Here is a 16,517-nt window from a genome sequence, read left to right as displayed (position 1 = left end):
GTTACGTCTGCGGTGCCATCGGATAAGCAACGCTAAGGCCTGTCGGTGTCTGCGTGCGAACGCTGGTGCGTCCGTCGCGCTCGACGTGGACCTGCGTATTCACGTTCACGACGGGCGCGGCCGTGGTCGCCTGTTGCGGCGACGGGGCATTCAGCGACGGCATGGGCGCGGCTGCGTTCGCGTCCGTGTCTTCGTCGCCGGGTGCGTCGCCATAGGCGCGCAGCGCGGCCAGCACCTTCGGCGCATACGCCTGTGTTTCGGCGGGTGCATTTGCGAGCCCGCGCCGGTCGACGTTACCTTCGCCCCAGTTGTAGGCCGCGAGCGCCGCAGAGAGGTTGCCGTGATAATGCTGCATGAGGCCCGCCAGTTTCTTCGCCGCCGCGCCCGCCGCCTGTGTCGGATCGAGCGGATTAATTCCGTACTCGCGCGCGGTCGCGGGCATGAACTGGAACAGGCCCGCCGCGCCCGCACGCGACACGGCCGAAGCGTTGCCGCCTGATTCAACCTGGGCGACGGCGGACAGCAGGCCGGGCGTCAATCCATACTGTTTTTCGAGGCCCGCGAAATTCAGGCTTTTGGCCCATTGCGTCACGGTCGCATTTTTCATTGCGTCCGTAGGCTGGAAGTTTGCCCCGGTCCATTGCCCGCCTGATGCCGCTTCGGCGGCGCGAATGCGCTTTAGCGTGTCGGCTTCGCTCTGGCCGCCCAGTTCTTCGCTATGCAATCCAAGGTATGCGCCCACGGTCAACGGGTTCACGAAGCGCATAACGCCGCCGAGCATGCGCGCGAGCAGGCCACCGCCAGCTGCGGCGGCTGCACCCGCACCCGCTGCGCCTTCGGCGGCCGCACCGGCACCCGCTGCACCGGCACCCGCTGCGCCCGCGCCTGCGGTCGCCGCTTCGGCACCTGTTACGGCTTCGGCGGCGGTCGTTGCCGCCGTGCCCGCGCTGGTGAGAGCCGCCGCAAGGCCGCCGAGACGCCCCACAAGGCCCGCGATACTCCCCACGGCCGAGAAAATCGACGTGACGAAGCCGCCCGCCATGTACAGCGCAACGCCTATGGCTACGGACTTGAATCCGCCCATAGCTTTAACTGCGTTGAGCAACCAGGTTACAAGGCGGCTGATTGAATCGACCGTATCGCCGATATCGTCCAGAAACGAATCCCAGTCCACCCCTTCGAACAGGCGTTCAAGTGCCTTCGCGATGCGTTCGACAAGCGCGGCGACACGCTGCGAAATGAGGTCGCGATTTATGGCAATCCAGTTCGAAAATTTTTCAATCATCGGACCCAGCACGGGCGCGAGCTTGTCGGCAATCGACACCTTGAGCCCGTCAACGGCGAGGCCCATTCCAGAAAGTGCCTGGCTGAATGCCTGCGCGCGGTTTGCCATGTCCGGGGTAAAGTCGCCGCGCAGGCGTCGCGCTTCGGCTTCGTATCGCTGCATCGCCGCGCGCCCCTGCACAAGCACGGGCAAAAGTTGCTCCACGCCGAGCGAGCGCGCGAGATTGCGCGCGGCGGCCGGGTCGCGTTTCTGGATACGCTGCATGCGGTCCGCGAGGTCGTACATGGCGGCCTGCGTGTCAATCGCGCCGCTCCTTGTCGTGCGTAACCGGATGCCGAGCGCCTGGAGCGTGGCGAACGCTCCTTGATTGCGGCCCCAGCGCGCATCCTGCAACGTGTCCTGCAGGGATTGAAACCCCGAGGTCACGGTGTCCGCAGAAACGCCCATAAGCGTTGCGGCGCTGCGCATCTGCGTTAGCTGGTTGGCGGTAATGCCGAGCATGCGCGAAGTGCGCTCCGTTTCGGCTCCGATGCGCTCCCAGTGCGCCACCATTTCAGACAGACCGGCGAGCGTGCCGCCGCCGACAATCGCGAGCAACGGCGCGGCCATTTTCGTAATGCTGCGCGCGGCCTTGTCCGCCTGCTTCGCAACGTTGCCCAGGTTGTTTGCAACTTTGGTAAGCCCGGACGCATCGGACAACGCCTTCGCGCTTTGCGCGGCCCGCCTGAATGGCGCGGTCATGCGGTCAATCTGTTTGTTGACGCGCTCAATCGTTGCCGTTGCCTTGTCTACGGCCGATATCGTGTAAGTAAAGGTCTTACCGGCCATGGCTCAATTCTCCCGCGCCTGCATGGTCTGCAGGATGCGCTGCGCCTGCGCGTGCCACTGCGCTAGCTCCGTCCATGTCAGCGCGCCCGCGTCGCGCGGTCCCCAGTGGTAGAAATGCGTTACGTCCGCGATAACGTCGCGCAGGTTCGGCGGGGCTAATCGAAAAAAGCGGACAGGTATTTGTTGCACGCGTTGAAATCGCGCGCGCCCATCTTGCCCACCATCGCGACTTCAATGTGGGCCATCGAGGCAATCAGGTTTTTCATGGCACGCACCGCGCCGAATTTCTGTGAATCGTCGTTGACTTTCGCGATTTCATCGACGGTCGGCTCGCGCAGCATGATTTCCGTAAGGCCGTCGATTGGTGCAAGCAGTGTGATGGATTCGCCCATGGCGCGCCTCTCACTGTTCGGTTACGGAACCGCTGAAGCCTTCGAATTTGGCTTCGAATGTCGCGTCCGGGGTCTTCACTTCCTGCGCTTCGACGGACCACATATTGCGGCCGATAACCGTTTTTCCGTTCGCCAGTTCAAGCGTTAGCGTCACGTTTGTCATGTTGTTAAAGTCGGCAACGGTGAGTGTTCCCGCGTCGCGGAAACTGCCGGAAATGAAGGGGGCGCGCGGCTTCTCTCCGTAGCCGTGTACGCGGTCCTGGCCGATGAGGCTTTCGCGCTCCACGTCGCCCGGCGAATACGTCAGTTCGCCCGCGAGCATGTAGTTCTGTCCGTCAACGGAGATATACGCGATACCCGCTAACCTGTTCGTCGTGTCAGGCATGATTACCTCCTATGCGGTTAGCGCGGTCAACCGAAACTGAGCGAGAAGCGCAAAGATTCGGAGCTGGTCAATCAGTACGCCAGGCCATAGCACGTCAACGCGGTTTGGATTCGTCGCGTTGCGCTCCACGACGAGCGCTTTTGCAAATACGTCGCTGTCCTGGACAAGTCCGCCTGCTTCATCCTGCTGATAGGCGGCGATAAGGTCGGCGCGAATCACATTGGGCGTTACGACATTGGCACCGGCAGAAAAGCGCGTGCCATCGTCCGCGAGCTTGACGCGCCCGTACTTGCTGGTTACGACGATTGCCAGATGCCGCAAGACGGCCGCGAGCGTGAACAGGGTTTCGACTTCCAGATAGGAGTCGTCCGGTTGCCCGTAGGCGTTTTCCTGATAGGTCGTAACGAGGTTTTCAATGGCGACCGTGCCATCGTCACCGACCGTAAAAGTTGCGATGCCGTCATACAGCAGTGAGTTACGGTCAGAGAGAGGGAAGCGCGATTGCACAGGCGGCGCGAGTACGCCCGGCAAAGGCAGCGTTTGCAATGGCGTTGCCGGGTCCGCGCGCAGACTTACAGCCGACGCGCCCGCAAGACTCGCGGCCCAGATCCACGCGGGCGTCGGCGAGTCATGGAAACCCATGATCGAGGCGTGTTGATCGTTGCGCGCCGAGCCGAGCGCGACCAACGCGCCGAGCGTGCCACGTGCCGCCGCGAAAGCATGGCCGTACAGCATTTGTTGCCACGACCAACGGCCATTGATATCGTCCAGAAACGCCTTGATTGCATCGAGTGAGGTCGGGTCTGTGTACGGGCACACGATGAAATCGAAGGCCATGTCGCCGAGACCATCGAGGGCCGCTGCAAGGTCAGGCGCGACCGCGCCGCCCGCCATCGGCGTGACGGAATACGTCATGCCTTGCGGCGTGACTTGACCGCCTGGCGTGCCGAGATAGTTCACGCGCAGGTCTATCTCGTTGCCGCCCGGCCCGGCATTGATTGCGGTGAGTGTCACTTCGCCGCCGCTCGCCGTGGCCGTGACCGGCAGGCCCTGCGTCTGTCCGATGGTCGCGACTAGCGCCGCCGCGATATCGCTGACGGTCTGTGTAGGCTGCACAGGTTGCGCGATGCGCACGCCCGCAACGTAGAAATAGAACATCCCCGCGGCCGTGGGCGCTGCGGTAATGTCGAGCGTGCCCGTGGCCGCCGTCGAGCCGGTCGCGTCGGACAGCGGCAGATACCACACTTCGCCGAAGGCATCCGCTGCACGGTACGCCGTGAGCATGAGCGCGAGCATGGAACCCACACCGCCCGCGCTGATGGCGTCGCCGCTGCCCTGGCTGATGGCGGGCACGCCAGGCGCTGCGCTGCCCGCTGCGGTTATCTGCGCGAGGATCAATGCGCGCTGCGTGGTCTGCGCCGTGTTCGCCTGCGAGTTATCGACTTCGGCGTAAAAGAGTGGGACGCGGATATTGGCCGGGATCTGTTTAAACGGGATCATGATTTATCCCCCGTGGTGTGTGCTGGATCGGCGGCGCGTCTAGTTGCAGCGCTCGCCGTTGCGGGCGTCGTGCGGGCGGGCGAGTCCTGCGCTTGCTGCGTGGACGCAGACGCGGCCCGTGGCGCGGTCGGCGGCGAGAGGTCGAGGGTTACGTCGCCGTCGCGCACGCGACGCCGCCAGAACGGCGAATCCGGCACCGTGCGCGGTGCGGTGATGAGGTCGTGCAGATCGGGATCGCGCACGACGCGGCCCGCAACCGGGCGGATGCGTAGCGTTTTCATGGCGGAATGCCCTGGCGGCTATTCGCCGTCCGGGTTCGGTGAGGGGAAATCGAGGGTTCCTTCGTCGCGCCCATCGGGGCCACGCCCGCGAGGTGCAGGCGTGACGGCATCGGGAAACGGCGGCTTCGGATAAGTGCCGGTCCTGTCGGCGGGCGCGATGGTGTCGGCGTGAATGCCGATGGCTTCGAGCGGCACGGCGGCTGGTTGCAGCGCGGGCGGTGTATCGGTCAGTGGGTCAAACGCGATGAAATACTGGAGTTCAAGCGACATGCGCAGGTCCGCGATATGCCTGCGGCCCGTGGCGCTCAGTTCCATTACCGTTTCAATGCCTGAGCCCTGCTGGATATGCTTGAGCAACGGCTGGCAGGTCAGTAACGCGCATTCGATCTGGTCGCACAGGTCTTCGCATGCGGCGCGCGCAGCGCCCGCTGTGTCGGCTTCACTTCGCGCGTTGACTTCAAGCGTTGCGGTTGCCGTGAATGCGGGCGGCTGCTGGCCTAGCGATTCTTTCCGGTCATTCAGGCAGTCAACGAGAATGCACGGGTAACACTGCGTCGTCGGCCAGTCGCGGGGCGTATAGACGCGTTCGGCCGCGAGCGTTTGCGCACGCCGCAACACATCGGCCGCCATGTCGCGTAATCCGGCGCGGTACAGCATGGGCGATATGCCTGTTTATGGCGTCGCTGCTTCAACCCAGTTGAGCATGAGTTTTGCGGCCCCGTGTCCGTCGAGCCGCACCTCCTGCACTTCGTACACGTTGCCGGTACGGTTGACGGTCAGCACGTCGCCCTGGTGCGGCGGCGTATCGCCGAATTCGACAAGCCGCACGCCGCACACCGGGCGCTCTGTCGTATAGGCCAGCACGCCACCCTGCGGGACAAGTTCCCTGTAGGCTTCGTCAAAGATGCCGTTGACTGCGAGCGTGTCGCCGTCTGCGGGCGAGTACGTGACGGGCTCCGAGAACTGGGCAAACAGTGGCGCGAGGATTTGCCCGTCGAAGTCATCGGGAACGGCAAGCGACACGGCAGACAGCGCAGCTAGCGGCGTTGCTTGACGGACGGACCGGTTTTCGTTTCGAAGGTCGGCCCCTGCGTGCGGGCCTTTTCTTCGTCTGCGGCCTGGGAGGGGTCGTTCGGCTTCGCAATAAATCCGCGTGCGCGCAGTCGCGCCGCATCGGCGGCCGGTAGCGTGACACTCTGGCCCGCTGAATATGTCTTGCCATCGTGGCGTACCGAATGGCCGCGCGCGATGGTGACGGTTTCTGGTGTCAATAGCGTAGCCATGGCTCAGTCCTCCACCGGGTCGCACACCGTCGCGCACAGTGCCGCATTGACGCGTGACGGGATAACGATAGGCGCGGATTGCATCATGAGGAAACGCTGCGGCGGATCGTCTGCAATCCACATTTTCGGCGCGTAGGGAAGCGCCTGATAGTTGAAGCGCGGGTCCATAATCATGCCGAATGCGCGCGTGCCCATGAGGTCAGGCCCGGCCAGAATAACGGAGCCATCGGGCAACATGGGCTGTTCAACGTCGTTATCATCGACATACCAGTCGTTGTAGACCCACAACGAGTATTGCCCCCAGCGCCCCTTGTACACCGCGCCCGTAGAGATCTGCGCGCCGGGGTCAATCGCGTTGCCGAAGTCGGCGAGCTTCGGGTAGTACACGGCGGCCTTAACGGTTTCGTCAGCAATGAAGCATTCAAAAGGCGTCGTGGTAAAAATAATGTCCGTTACCTGCGCGCCTGATTTCTTCAGGATGAGCCGTTGCCATGATTCGATATCACGCGTTGGCGTGCCGCCGCTTTGCCCCCATTGCGATGAACCGGAAAGCGCAACAGTCAGCAGCGGATCGCGCCCGAAGTCCACAAGCGCGGACGGGAAGCCATCGCCCTCAATCAGCACCGTTCCCGATTGCAGCGCCTGCGCGGCCATCCATTCGAGGCGGCGGTCGAGCAGGTCGATCTGATCGGTCATTTCGGCCGCGATGTTCGCGGCGGCGCGTTCCTCGCCCTTGAGGTCGCCCCCGATGCGTTCGCCGATCATGCGGCGAATCGGCTTGCGCAAATCGGGCGCGCGCTTGTCCTTGATGTATGCAGGCTTGAACGTGTTGGTCTGGTAGCGGCGCTGTTCAACCAGGCGGCCTTCGAGCAGCGGCGAAACGAACGGCGACATGCGCCGTTTGCCTACGTCCACGTCGATGCTCACCATTTCCGTATCGCTGGTTACGATGTTCGGAAAGAAGCGGTCGAGCAGGAATTTTTGCGGGCGCTTCAGGTTGGGCACAACCAGAATAAGCGCGTTCGTGTCGTAGATGTCCATGGTGCGTTACTCCTTCGCGCGCGCAAAAGAAAAGCCCGCACCGGTTTTCACCGGGCGGGCTTCAATGCCGCGAGTGCGGCGGCGGCTGCGTGATAGCGGTTACGTGGGCTCTGTAGTCAGGTGGGGTCAGCGGCCGAAACGCTGGGCTTGACGAAAATCGACCATGAGCGAAGCGCGAGCGTTGCGGCTGCGAGCGTGAGCGACGGATCGAGAATCAGCGCACGCGCGTTGAATTCGCCAGTCAGATACACGCCGCCCGTTACCGGCCCGGCCGTGCTGTCCACGTTGTCGGCGAGGATGGCATTGGGCGAACCGTTGCCGGAAGTCGCCACGGCATAGGTTCCATCGGTCTGTTGTGCAAGCACGGTGCCGCGCTTGAGCTGGAGCCCGGCCGGGAATTGCGCCTGGCCTTCCGTTACCAGTTTGAAATCACCGGCGATAAGCTGGTCAGGGATATAGGTTTCAGACACCATGCCGGGCTGGAACGGGTTATCGCTGATGGGAGTAACTGGGGTAGACATGGCGGTTTCTCCGGTAGGGTTGCACGGGTGCCGTTATTCCTCGCCTCGCGCGCGACGCGCGGCGGCCAGAATCATTGCGGCGGCGGCCTGTGGCCCGTCGCGGTCCTGCACGCCGCCGTCCGTGCCGATGGTTGGCAGCGGTACGCCTGCCATGCGTGCGCGTAGCGTGGCAGCCTTGCCGCCGTGGCGGTCTTCGCCTGAAGCAATCGCGGACAGCAGCGCAACGGCGACAGTCGCGCGCATGTCAGTTTCAAAGGCGAGATGCGCGGCCACATCGGGGCGGCTCGCGGCAGCGCTACAGCGGAAAATTGCGGCGCAGCGCGCACGCTCTGCCATGCGCGCGGCTTTCGCGCGGCCCTTGTCTTTGTCCTTGCTGTCGTCGTCGCCGTTGTCGTCTTCGCTTTCGGCGCGCGCGTCGTCTTCGTCGTCTTCGGCCCGTGCGTCATCTTCGGCCCGTGCGTCGTCTTCGTCGCCCGTGTCTTCGTCGCCCGTGTCTTCGTCGTCGGCGCGGGCCTTTTTCGCGCGCTTCGCCTTGCGGGATTTGCGGCCTTCGTCCTTGTCGTCGTCGCGCTTGTCGTCGTCGCCTTCGCTGCGGGTGTCGTTACAGGCTTCGTCTTCGTCCTTGTCCTTGTCGTCTTCAGCGCGCGCGGCGGACGCGGCCGGACGCGCTAGCGGGCCGAGCAGATGCGCGAAGCGCGTAGCAGTGAGATTCAATCCCATGATTTCCCCCTTACTGTTCGAGAGATTCAAGCAGCGCGGCGAACGCTTCGTCGGGTGCCTGTACTGCATCGGCGAGGCCCACGGCGACACTACGCGCGCCCGCGAACGTCGCGGCCTGCATCGCGCGCACTGCATCGACGGACAGCCCGCGATTGCGCGCGACGGTCGCGGCGAACAGTTCGCCGGTCGCGTCGATATCGGCCTGCGCGCGCTCGCGCGCTTCAGGCGTAAGCGGCAATTCGGGGTAGCCGTCGAGCTTGCGCTCGCCCCACGTTATGAACGTCACCTTTAGCCCGGCATCGGACAACGCGCGCGACCAGTCAACGTGCATCCACACAACGCCAATCGAGCCCGCGCCGCCCGTGCGCGGCACCGTGATATGGTCGGCCGCGCTCGCAATCGCATAGGCTGCGCTGTACGCGCTTTCGCTGAGAATGGCCCATACCGGTTTTTCGCCGCGCGTTGCGTGGATCGTGTCCGCAAGATCGAACGCGCCCGATACTTCGCCGCCCGGCGAGTCGATATCCAGCGCAATCGCGCGCACGCGCGAATCTCCGAGCGCGGCCAGATAGTTCTGGCGGATGCCGTCATAACCCGTCATGCCCGATTCGGGCTGAAGCGTGCCGAGCCGATGCACCAGGGTTCCCTGCACGGGGATTACTGCAACGCCTGCCAGCACGTCATAGGCCGATGCGGGCGACGCGGCCCGGCGCGGGCCTGTGTCATCGTCCGCGAAGGCATGCGGCGGCGCGCTGCGGTCGCCGGTCACTATCTGCACGATGCCCAGGCGCTCCGCGAGTGCGGCCACAATGATTTCGGCTTTCGCGGGATGGATCGCGAGCGGCACATTAAAGAGCCGCTGCGCGAGAAACGCGAAGCGCGGGGGCGTGGCGTTCATGGCGTGACCGCCGTGTCAGGTCGCACTATCCGGCGCACTACTGCGGCGCGGGGCGTGTCTGCGGCTGCGCGGCCGTGTTCGCGGGCAGCATGCCCGCCCATTGCGGCAACGGCAGGCCGCGCTGGTTGAACGCGTCAACCTCGCGTTTGCGCTGGTCGAGCATGTCTTCCCAGTCTTCGCCCGTGTTTTCTGCACACTCCATTTCGAGTGTCGAGAGCCCCGCATCCATGCCCAGCACCGCGCCTTGCTTCTCTGCTAGCGGGTCAATCCAGCCACGGCCGGGGCCGATCCACGTACAGCGCGCATACGCGCCGCGCGCTTCGATGAATGCGGGCGCATTATCGGGCAATGGCAGGTCATCGACTTCTAACGATTCTTCCACGAAGGCCGAGCGGATCGGATACGCAAAGCCGTTCGCGAAGTCGGCACGGCGGCGCGTTAGCGTCTTCCACGCTTCGAGCAGGCCCGCGCGTGCGCTGGAGTAATTCACGTCGCTCCAGTCCTGCGAAAGCTGTTGCGCACTCACGCCGAGACACGCGGCCACATTGCGCAGCGCTGCGCCTTCGAAATCGCGGAAGTTCGATGTAGGCCGCACCGCGCTAACGGTGTTGATTTTCTCGCCCGTGAATAGCGCAGGAATCCGCACACCGCCGAGCAGGAGGCGGCGCTGGTCGTGAAACTGCGTGCGCAATTGCTGGTAGCCCTTGAGTTCGACACAATCGCCCAGGGCGTCTTCAACGAATGACGGATCGAACGGCGATTCGATATAGGCCGAAAAAATCGCGTTGACAATGGCGCTTTCCAGTTCCGTTGCATCGTACTTGATGAGCATTTTTAGCCGGTCAATCACGGGCGTAAAAATGCCTGCGCCGCCCCTGTGCTGGTCGGCGCGGTCGTGTTCGAAGTCGTGGACGATAACGGGGCGGCCCCATGAGGTTTCACGCTGCACGCGTTGCCATTTCATTACCTTGTCGTATTCGAACCATGAGGATTGATGTGCCTCGCGAATCCAGTACGCGATGGCTGCGCCGCGCGTGTCGATTTCCACACCGCCGCGCGTGTGTTCCTGGTCGAATTGCAGAAAAGGATTGCTCAGGCGGTCCGGGTCGATCAGTTGCACGGCGGTTGCATACTGTGCGCGGCCGGGCTCCACGCGGTCCGGCAACCAGTGGAGCATGGCCAGCGCGTCGCCGTCGACGAGCTTGTGCCGGAACGCAAGGCGGAAAATCTGCGAAATAGTCAGATTGCGCTGCACGTCGCAATAGCGCGCTACGTCATTGGCCCATGCACGCCAGCGCGCGTCGAGCGCACGGCCGAATTCGTCGGCCCATACGCTATCAAAGGCCTTGTTACCGCTCAGGTATGCGAGCGCGCGAAAATCCGGCTTCGACACCGGGCGGAAATTCGCGCCAATGGCGTTGTCGAGAATCCGGGTAACGCCGCCGCTTGCCCACCCGTCATTGCGTACCAGGTCGCGGATACGCGAAACAATCCGGTCCCTGTACGGGTTTAGTTCGATATCCGGCGAACCTAGCCAGGGCGTCCACAGCGCGAGGTCTGGACTGAGCGCGTCCGCCGCGTCATACGGCACGTTACCCGCGAGCATGGACACGACGCGCGAGCGCGGCGGGAATGGCCGTCCGTCAGGGTCGAGAATCTGAACGGCGGACATGGTTCGGGTAAAGTAATGACGCAGTACGCCTGCGTAGGTATTTGTTAGCTACTCGTAAGGATGACAATATGTCTGATTATATTTATGTCGATAATTCAAATCTGTACATTGAGGGGCGTCGAGTAAGTGCCGTAAATCAGGGACTAGCAGATAACATTCGCCAAGCCATGGACGATGGAATTTTTGACCATGGCTATACAATCAGTTTCGGTAAGCTGTATCAATTTCTTACGGGTAACGACTTTCCCAATATCAAGCGTGCGGCACTGTTCGGATCGCGCCCCCCGCCGAATGATTCGATCTGGCAATTTGCACAGAAAGCTGGATTTGAGTTGCATTTGGAAGACCGTAACATTCGAAACAAGGAAAAGAAGATTGATACAGGCATCGCGACACTCTTAACGAAAGATGCATATAAACATGGTGACCCGAAGTCCGACACCTTCGTGCTAGTTGCTGGCGATGCGGACTATGTACCTACGATTCACGAACTGAAATCAGACGGATATATTGTTCAAGTTGTATTCTGGAAGCACGCAGCAAAGGAGTTGATCGCAGCGGCGTCGAAATTTATCGCGCTTGACGATTACCTGGAGACTCTGCGCATTTGAACTTCTGCTGGGGACGAGCGCCTAGCGATAGATGAGCCGGACCGGCGCACGGCCACGGCACACGAGGCCCAATTGCGCTTGCAGTTGGCGGATGAAGGCCGCGAGGTTCGCGGGGTTCGCTGCGGTGTACGTCACGCTGCGCGTGCCGTCGCCCTGCGTATAGCTGAATGACACGCCCTGGCCGCCCGTCATTAGCTTCACATAAGCCGCCTGTGCGGCTGCGAGCGCGGCCTGCAGTTGCGCGGTTGTCATGCCCGCAAAGATGGACTGCGACGGGTGATAGCAATCGCACGCCCGGAACGGGAATGTATGGGGCGTGTTCATGGCTGGAATTTGGATCAGGTTTGATTGACGGCAAACCGCTTAGGATTCTTTCGCGCTAGTTTCGTGACTCCATTCAACCAGGGAGACACAGCAATGGCGGTTGCCCATCCACGCACGCACTATAAACTGCATCCACAGCGCGGCGGCTGGCATGAAAAGCCGGTTAGCGTCGTGCCGCTCAGTTCGCAGATGGCCCTTAAGGATGCGATGCAAAAGGAAGGTGTTTCTTCAGCAGACTATGACGATCTTTTATGGATCATGGCCCAGGAATCAGCAGGCATCGTCAATGCAAGAAACGGCGGTTCCACGGCACGCGGCCTGTTCCAGCTTCTACACGCACAGTACGAATTGAACCCGAACGGTGAGGCGTCCTTCGGCAACGCGGTCGAGGAATGCCAGGGCGGAATCCGGTACATTTACGGGCGCTATCACACGGCATCGCGTGCGCGCGATTTCTGGAAACGCCACCACTGGTACTAATCCATGCGCAAACCGTCCATATTCGTTGCGCTGTCCGTCCTGTATGCGGTGTCGGGCATCGCGCATGCGCAGCGCCCGCCCGCTTTCGAGGATTGCCCGACAACGGTTCAGTCGAAGCATGCGACGCCGCGCCTTGTCTTTGATTCGCGCTCGCGGGAGTACCGCAGCGCTATCGCGGACGCGGCGCGCGGCCCGATCAATTTCGCAGGGCGGTACATACTCGCCGAATGGGGGTGCGGTGCCGGTTGCGTGATGGCGGCGGCCGTCGATACGAAAACCGGCCGCGTTACCTCGCTGCCTTTCACCGTTTCAGACTGGCCGCTGGACGTGACAGAGCCGCTAACCTATCGCGCGAATAGTTGCATGCTGGCTGTGCAGGGAAGCCGCAACGAGAGCAAGGAACAAGGTACATACTGGTACGCCTTCGACGGCAAGGCATTCCGGCTACGCGCAACGGTTTCGCAACCGGCACACTAGGCCAGTTGTGAAACAAGCGAGGCGCGGCGCGAATCGCTGGATTGTGCGGACGTGTCCGCGTCACCATAGGGCGCGGCGGCGCGCTGTGTGTGGACGTTCAGGCGAAAACCAAAGTGTAAAAGTCCAGCCAGTGCGCTATACGCATAAACGCGGCAGTCAAGCGCTTCATTGGCACGGCCGGGCGGCAGTTCCCACACGTAAAAGCGGTGCCCCGCGAATTCGCGAACGGCGATGCGTTCAGAAACCAGTTGCGCGTAATAGTTGCGGTCACGGTCGGCGGGAAAGTGCATGTAACCCGGTCCCGGCGCATCGAGCGCGAGCCGTGCGCGTATCGAATCTTTGGCGGCGTTAACACCGAGTATCACGGGGCGATAAGTCGATTTTGTGCGGCGTGTCGGTTTCTTGTTCGGCCATACGGGCGAACGTTGTCCGGCGCGCGCCGCCTCGCCTTTGATCGCATATACGCGGCGGCCAATGCGTTCCTTGCAGAATTGGTAAACCGCCTGCGTATGATGGCCGCCCGAATCAATGCACGCAGCCATAATGGAGAATGGGCGGCCGTCTTCGCGGCGGTATGTCCGCAACAATACGTTATCGACTTCGCGCCATACGTCAGGCGTAGAGGGGTCGCCTTCGATTACTTCATAAGCAATGTTCCACGATTCCTCGTCAATACCCCAGCCGACAATTTCCATTTCCACGCGGTCGCTTTGAACGTCAGCGCCACAAGTCAGCGCGCCAACGCCTTCGGGCACTTCGCCCGCCCAGCGTTCCGCACGCGCGGCCAACACTTCGACCTTGACTTCCTTACCGGCACGCAGGCGATACGCCTGACCTAGTTGTGTGTTCCACCAAACCTGTTTTAAAACTTCGTCGCGATACGAGGCCAGCCACTTCGCGGCAATCTCCGAGGGCCTGTCTTTCGCCCACGGAGAATAGAGCTTCGAGGCTGTAAATCCCGCATGCCGGTTATCGACGGCCCATGCGCCGCACTTCGGACACTTTACGCGATAGACGGCGTGTAAATCACTAGCCCACCAATCCCAAACCGAATCAATCGCTGTTTCCGCGTTCGCGTCCGCATCGAGCGCGCGCCATGCCCGCGCGTAGTCTTCGAGCGGTTCATGCCGCACACCGCAACAGGTATAGGGCGCGCATTGATGCCAGCGCGCCGTCTGCAATGCGCGCAGGCGTTGCGCTTCGGACCATCGCGAACCGCAGCATTCGCAATAAACGGCGGCGGTTCGCGGTAAATGCCGCGTTTCGTCTTCAGGTGCGCGGCTCCATTTAACGTCACGAAAAAAATCCAGAAACATGCGGTGTCCGCAATGCGGGCAGACAACGGACGCGCGGCGCTGGTCCGATTCTTCGAAAGACGCTGCAATACGGCTTTGCCCTTCGATGGTCGGCGAACAGGCGCGGATGCTTAACGCGTTTGCAAATGTCGCGCATCTTTCTTCGGCCAATGAAATTGGGTCGCCTTCGCGGGTTACGATATATTTATCGCACTCATCGAATAGAACAATTCGCACAGGCCGCCGCGCGAGGTTATCGGGTGAGCCCGCACCCGAAATTGCCAGAAAACCGCCTTCAAAAGGTTTAAACGATATTTTTTCGTCGGAATCACGCATTTTTCGCGTACCGATCAGATCACGCAAAACTGGCGTTACGCGAATCATCGTACTGACACGTTCTTTGCTGAATTCTTCAGCACTTTCTGATTTCGGTTGCAGGCATAAAATGGGGCATGGATCGATATGCGCGAACCGGCCGATGGTATTCAGCAATACTTCAGATTTGCAAAGCTGGGTCGCGAACATCAAACTCACAATATGCGTGCCCGGTTCCGTTATTGCCAGCATCGGCCCGCGCGCGATTTCTACGCGTGATGTCTCCCATCGCCCCCCAGTGCTACCACTTTCGCGTGCCAATACTCTGTAATCGTCGGCCCATTGAGCAACCGAAAGACGCTGCGGCGGGCTCCATGCGCGCCGGACGGTTACCCAAAGGCTTTCGATTTTGGCATTGGGTGTAAGCATCGCCGCCTATAATCGAAACGCGCTTGGACTAGAGACGTTTGGTTTGGCGAGGTCAGGCGTGGCAAGACTGGGCGCGGCAGGGAGAGGCCCGGCAAGGCGCGGCAGGTCCGGCACGGCAAAGACTGCAATTGCAGCGGGCAACGGCTTTTAACAGGCCGCTGTCCGATGCAATCGCGCTATCACTTCGTTGTGAATCCTTCGCCCGATGGTTCCCCGAGCGCGCTTAACTGCGCGCGAACATGGTTGCTTAATGCGTCTGCCAACGCTTCAATATCCTCAATCCCCATATCCGCCGCAATCAGCGGTGCAACGCGCGCAGGCCAGTTAATCCAGCTATCGCGCTGCAAGCGGAACGACTCAAAAAGCACATTCTGCGCGACACTCAATTCAATCAGCGAACCGGCTCTGGTCGCGTATTCCAATTGTTTCAATAGCGCGTTATAGCTTTCCCGAATTCGCAAAGCATCTGCATAACTCGCGCCATTTAATACGCGCTCAGTGACGGCTGCGGCCTGCGCTTCGAACAAACGCAAGGCTTCGTCGACAGTTGCCGCCGCGTCGTCGTCGCTGTTCGCATTTTGGCGCGAACTGTTCGCGGCAGTCTGCGCATTACCTTTGCGCCACGCCGTGCCAACCAATGCCGGATCGAGCGAGCCATCGGCCAGCACGGACAGGCGGCCCGCTTCAATGGCGCGACGTACAAGCATGTCCGAGCAGCCGTCACGCCTGGCGAACTGGCGGCGCGATAGTCCGAGTGAGGCCATAAGGTGCGAACTGCGAACAGTTTTAAAAATTCATAGCTGGGCGAAAACCGCGAGTCTCCGCTCCGCACTGCATCGTTCGTGCCAGAAGGACCCGCGCGAGGCCGTCCAGGGGCATGCCGTTCGTGCGTGCGTCAGGAGGTCCCCGGCGTGCCGCGACATTGACGCGCGCGCTAATGCTGAAGCCGTGAGATTTCATGCGCGAGGATTGCAGGAAACTTTGTTTCGAGAAGACGCGTCATGGCCTTTTCAACGGTGCTATTGGCGAGCGCGTCAGGAATCGACGGGCCAAACAGTTCGCGAATCGGTAAGCCGCTCCAGTACGTCTTGCCGTTCTTGCTGACGCGCCTGTGTGCGGTTTTGCTCACGCGCTCGAATACGCCTTTGTGCCCGCTTTCCATCGTTGCAATGAACGCATGCCGTAGTACGGTGCGGCCATTCTTCACGCGCACGGATACGCCGTTTTTCGTCTGCCTTGCGCCGTAGTCAATCAGCGGTACGGGTCGGCCGGTTGCCCTGAGCGTCGCGGCCGGTTTTGCCGGATTCGCGCGCCGCAATGCAAGTGCCTTGCGGATGGTCGAGGCACGCAGGTTATAGCCTTGCTTGCGCACGTCGCGTGAAGCAGAGGTGCGGGCCTGCGTGGCGGTTTTGTTGACGGCGCGAGCCGTCGCGCGTGCAAGTTCCTTCGGGTTGAGCGAAGCGCCCGCGCCCAGGCCTGCGCGTGCGGTTGCCACACTGACATTGACGGATAGCAAGATCGAGGGTGTTAAAATCGGTCAGACGCTGCGATCTGGCACGCGTTTGGCAGTAGCATGAGTGCGCCAGTCGTGTTATTTGCGGTTGGCATCTGCCGGAAACACCGGCACCAGGCGCTCAAACCTGGTCACGCTTCACCCCGCACGCCCCACAAGGGTGTGCGGCTACCTCTGCACGTCTGTTGCTTTCGACAATGGGCGGGCCTTGGTAGGGAAACCTTCGGGTTTGCCGGTAAGTGGTGAAGCGCCGGATTTGAGCCCCTG

20 protein-coding genes are annotated in these 16,517 nt (G+C 61.6%); 3 read left to right on the top strand and 17 right to left on the bottom strand.

All coding sequences use genetic code 11. From position 1 onward, the window contains the following. Nucleotide 1: 1 nt before the first annotated feature. From L0U80_RS25660 to L0U80_RS25600, 13 genes are all read right to left on the bottom strand, one after another. Nucleotides 2–2,113 carry a lytic transglycosylase domain-containing protein gene (locus L0U80_RS25660; RefSeq protein WP_233872513.1) on the bottom strand — a complete coding sequence of 704 codons (2,112 nt, stop codon included), beginning with the start codon at nt 2,111–2,113 and terminating at the stop codon, nt 2–4. 155 nt (nt 2,114–2,268) lie between these two features. Further along, nucleotides 2,269–2,505, bottom strand: coding sequence for a phage tail assembly protein (locus tag L0U80_RS25655; protein WP_233872509.1), 237 nt, complete (start codon nt 2,503–2,505; stop codon nt 2,269–2,271). A 10-nt stretch (nt 2,506–2,515) separates the two neighbouring features. Further along, the gene (locus L0U80_RS25650) at nt 2,516–2,890 is read right to left on the bottom strand and encodes a phage tail tube protein (protein ID WP_233872506.1); all 375 of its coding nucleotides are present in this window, start codon (nt 2,888–2,890) and stop codon (nt 2,516–2,518) included. A gap of 9 nt (nt 2,891–2,899) precedes the next feature. Then, nucleotides 2,900–4,390 carry a phage tail sheath subtilisin-like domain-containing protein gene (locus L0U80_RS25645; RefSeq protein WP_233872503.1) on the bottom strand — a complete coding sequence of 497 codons (1,491 nt, stop codon included), beginning with the start codon at nt 4,388–4,390 and terminating at the stop codon, nt 2,900–2,902. After that, nucleotides 4,387–4,671 (bottom strand): DUF2635 domain-containing protein, encoded by a 285-nt coding sequence (locus tag L0U80_RS25640; protein WP_233872500.1) that lies wholly within the window; start codon nt 4,669–4,671, stop codon nt 4,387–4,389. Before L0U80_RS25640 ends, L0U80_RS25645 begins: the two co-directional genes overlap by 4 nt. An 18-nt stretch (nt 4,672–4,689) precedes the next feature. Next, nucleotides 4,690–5,328 carry a hypothetical protein gene (locus tag L0U80_RS25635; RefSeq protein ID WP_233872497.1) on the bottom strand — a complete coding sequence of 213 codons (639 nt, stop codon included), beginning with the start codon at nt 5,326–5,328 and terminating at the stop codon, nt 4,690–4,692. Nucleotides 5,329–5,343: 15 nt separating this feature from the next. Further along, nucleotides 5,344–5,694 (bottom strand): head-tail joining protein, encoded by a 351-nt coding sequence (locus tag L0U80_RS25630; RefSeq protein WP_233872494.1) that lies wholly within the window; start codon nt 5,692–5,694, stop codon nt 5,344–5,346. Nucleotides 5,695–5,708: 14 nt separating this feature from the next. After that, on the bottom strand, nt 5,709–5,954 hold the full coding sequence (locus L0U80_RS25625; RefSeq protein WP_233872492.1) for a DUF7210 family protein: 246 nt from the start codon (nt 5,952–5,954) through the stop codon (nt 5,709–5,711). Between the two features lie 3 nt (nt 5,955–5,957). Beyond that, nucleotides 5,958–6,995, bottom strand: a complete 1,038-nt coding sequence (locus tag L0U80_RS25620) for a major capsid protein (RefSeq protein ID WP_233872490.1) — start codon at nt 6,993–6,995, stop codon at nt 5,958–5,960. A 116-nt stretch (nt 6,996–7,111) separates the two neighbouring features. Beyond that, entirely contained in the window at nt 7,112–7,516 is a 405-nt protein-coding gene (locus L0U80_RS25615; protein WP_233872487.1) for a head decoration protein, read from the bottom strand. A 33-nt stretch (nt 7,517–7,549) separates the two neighbouring features. Beyond that, nucleotides 7,550–8,236, bottom strand: a complete 687-nt coding sequence (locus L0U80_RS25610) for a hypothetical protein (RefSeq protein WP_233872484.1) — start codon at nt 8,234–8,236, stop codon at nt 7,550–7,552. Between the two features lie 10 nt (nt 8,237–8,246). Beyond that, nucleotides 8,247–9,134, bottom strand: a complete 888-nt coding sequence (locus L0U80_RS25605; protein ID WP_233872481.1) for a S49 family peptidase — start codon at nt 9,132–9,134, stop codon at nt 8,247–8,249. A gap of 37 nt (nt 9,135–9,171) precedes the next feature. Further along, nucleotides 9,172–10,806, bottom strand: coding sequence for a phage portal protein (locus L0U80_RS25600; RefSeq protein WP_233872478.1), 1,635 nt, complete (start codon nt 10,804–10,806; stop codon nt 9,172–9,174). A 68-nt stretch (nt 10,807–10,874) separates the two neighbouring features. Here L0U80_RS25600 and L0U80_RS25595 point away from each other — a divergent pair, with 68 nt between their 5' ends. Then, a complete protein-coding gene (locus L0U80_RS25595; protein WP_233872473.1) occupies nt 10,875–11,417 on the top strand; it encodes an NYN domain-containing protein in 543 nt (180 codons plus the stop codon). Between the two features lie 21 nt (nt 11,418–11,438). Here the strand turns inward: L0U80_RS25595 and gpW are convergent, their stop codons facing one another. Then, complete coding sequence (gpW, locus tag L0U80_RS25590; RefSeq protein WP_233872470.1) at nt 11,439–11,741, bottom strand: gpW family head-tail joining protein; 303 nt, start codon at nt 11,739–11,741, stop codon at nt 11,439–11,441. A gap of 93 nt (nt 11,742–11,834) precedes the next feature. Between gpW and L0U80_RS25585 the strand changes: the two genes are divergently transcribed. Continuing rightward, nucleotides 11,835–12,221, top strand: a complete 387-nt coding sequence (locus L0U80_RS25585) for an aggregation-promoting factor C-terminal-like domain-containing protein (RefSeq protein ID WP_233872467.1) — start codon at nt 11,835–11,837, stop codon at nt 12,219–12,221. Nucleotides 12,222–12,224: 3 nt separating this feature from the next. Continuing rightward, complete coding sequence (locus tag L0U80_RS25580; RefSeq protein WP_233872464.1) at nt 12,225–12,698, top strand: hypothetical protein; 474 nt, start codon at nt 12,225–12,227, stop codon at nt 12,696–12,698. Here L0U80_RS25580 and L0U80_RS25575 read toward each other — a convergent pair. The 3 genes from L0U80_RS25575 to L0U80_RS25565 all read right to left on the bottom strand — a co-directional run bounded on the left by L0U80_RS25575 (nt 12,695) and on the right by L0U80_RS25565 (nt 16,232). Beyond that, the gene (locus L0U80_RS25575; protein ID WP_233872461.1) at nt 12,695–14,737 is read right to left on the bottom strand and encodes a phage terminase large subunit family protein; all 2,043 of its coding nucleotides are present in this window, start codon (nt 14,735–14,737) and stop codon (nt 12,695–12,697) included. The genes L0U80_RS25580 and L0U80_RS25575 overlap by 4 nt on opposite strands. Before the next feature lie 179 nt (nt 14,738–14,916). Beyond that, nucleotides 14,917–15,444, bottom strand: coding sequence for a hypothetical protein (locus L0U80_RS25570; RefSeq protein ID WP_233872458.1), 528 nt, complete (start codon nt 15,442–15,444; stop codon nt 14,917–14,919). A 227-nt stretch (nt 15,445–15,671) separates the two neighbouring features. Next, a complete protein-coding gene (locus L0U80_RS25565; protein ID WP_233872455.1) occupies nt 15,672–16,232 on the bottom strand; it encodes a phage tail protein in 561 nt (186 codons plus the stop codon). Between the last annotated feature and the right edge of the window lie 285 nt (nt 16,233–16,517).

Origin of the sequence: Paraburkholderia adhaesiva (assembly GCF_021390575.1) — a bacterium.
Taxonomy (GTDB): Bacteria; Pseudomonadota; Gammaproteobacteria; order Burkholderiales; family Burkholderiaceae; genus Paraburkholderia; species Paraburkholderia adhaesiva.
This window is presented reverse-complemented; position numbering and strand designations above follow the sequence as displayed.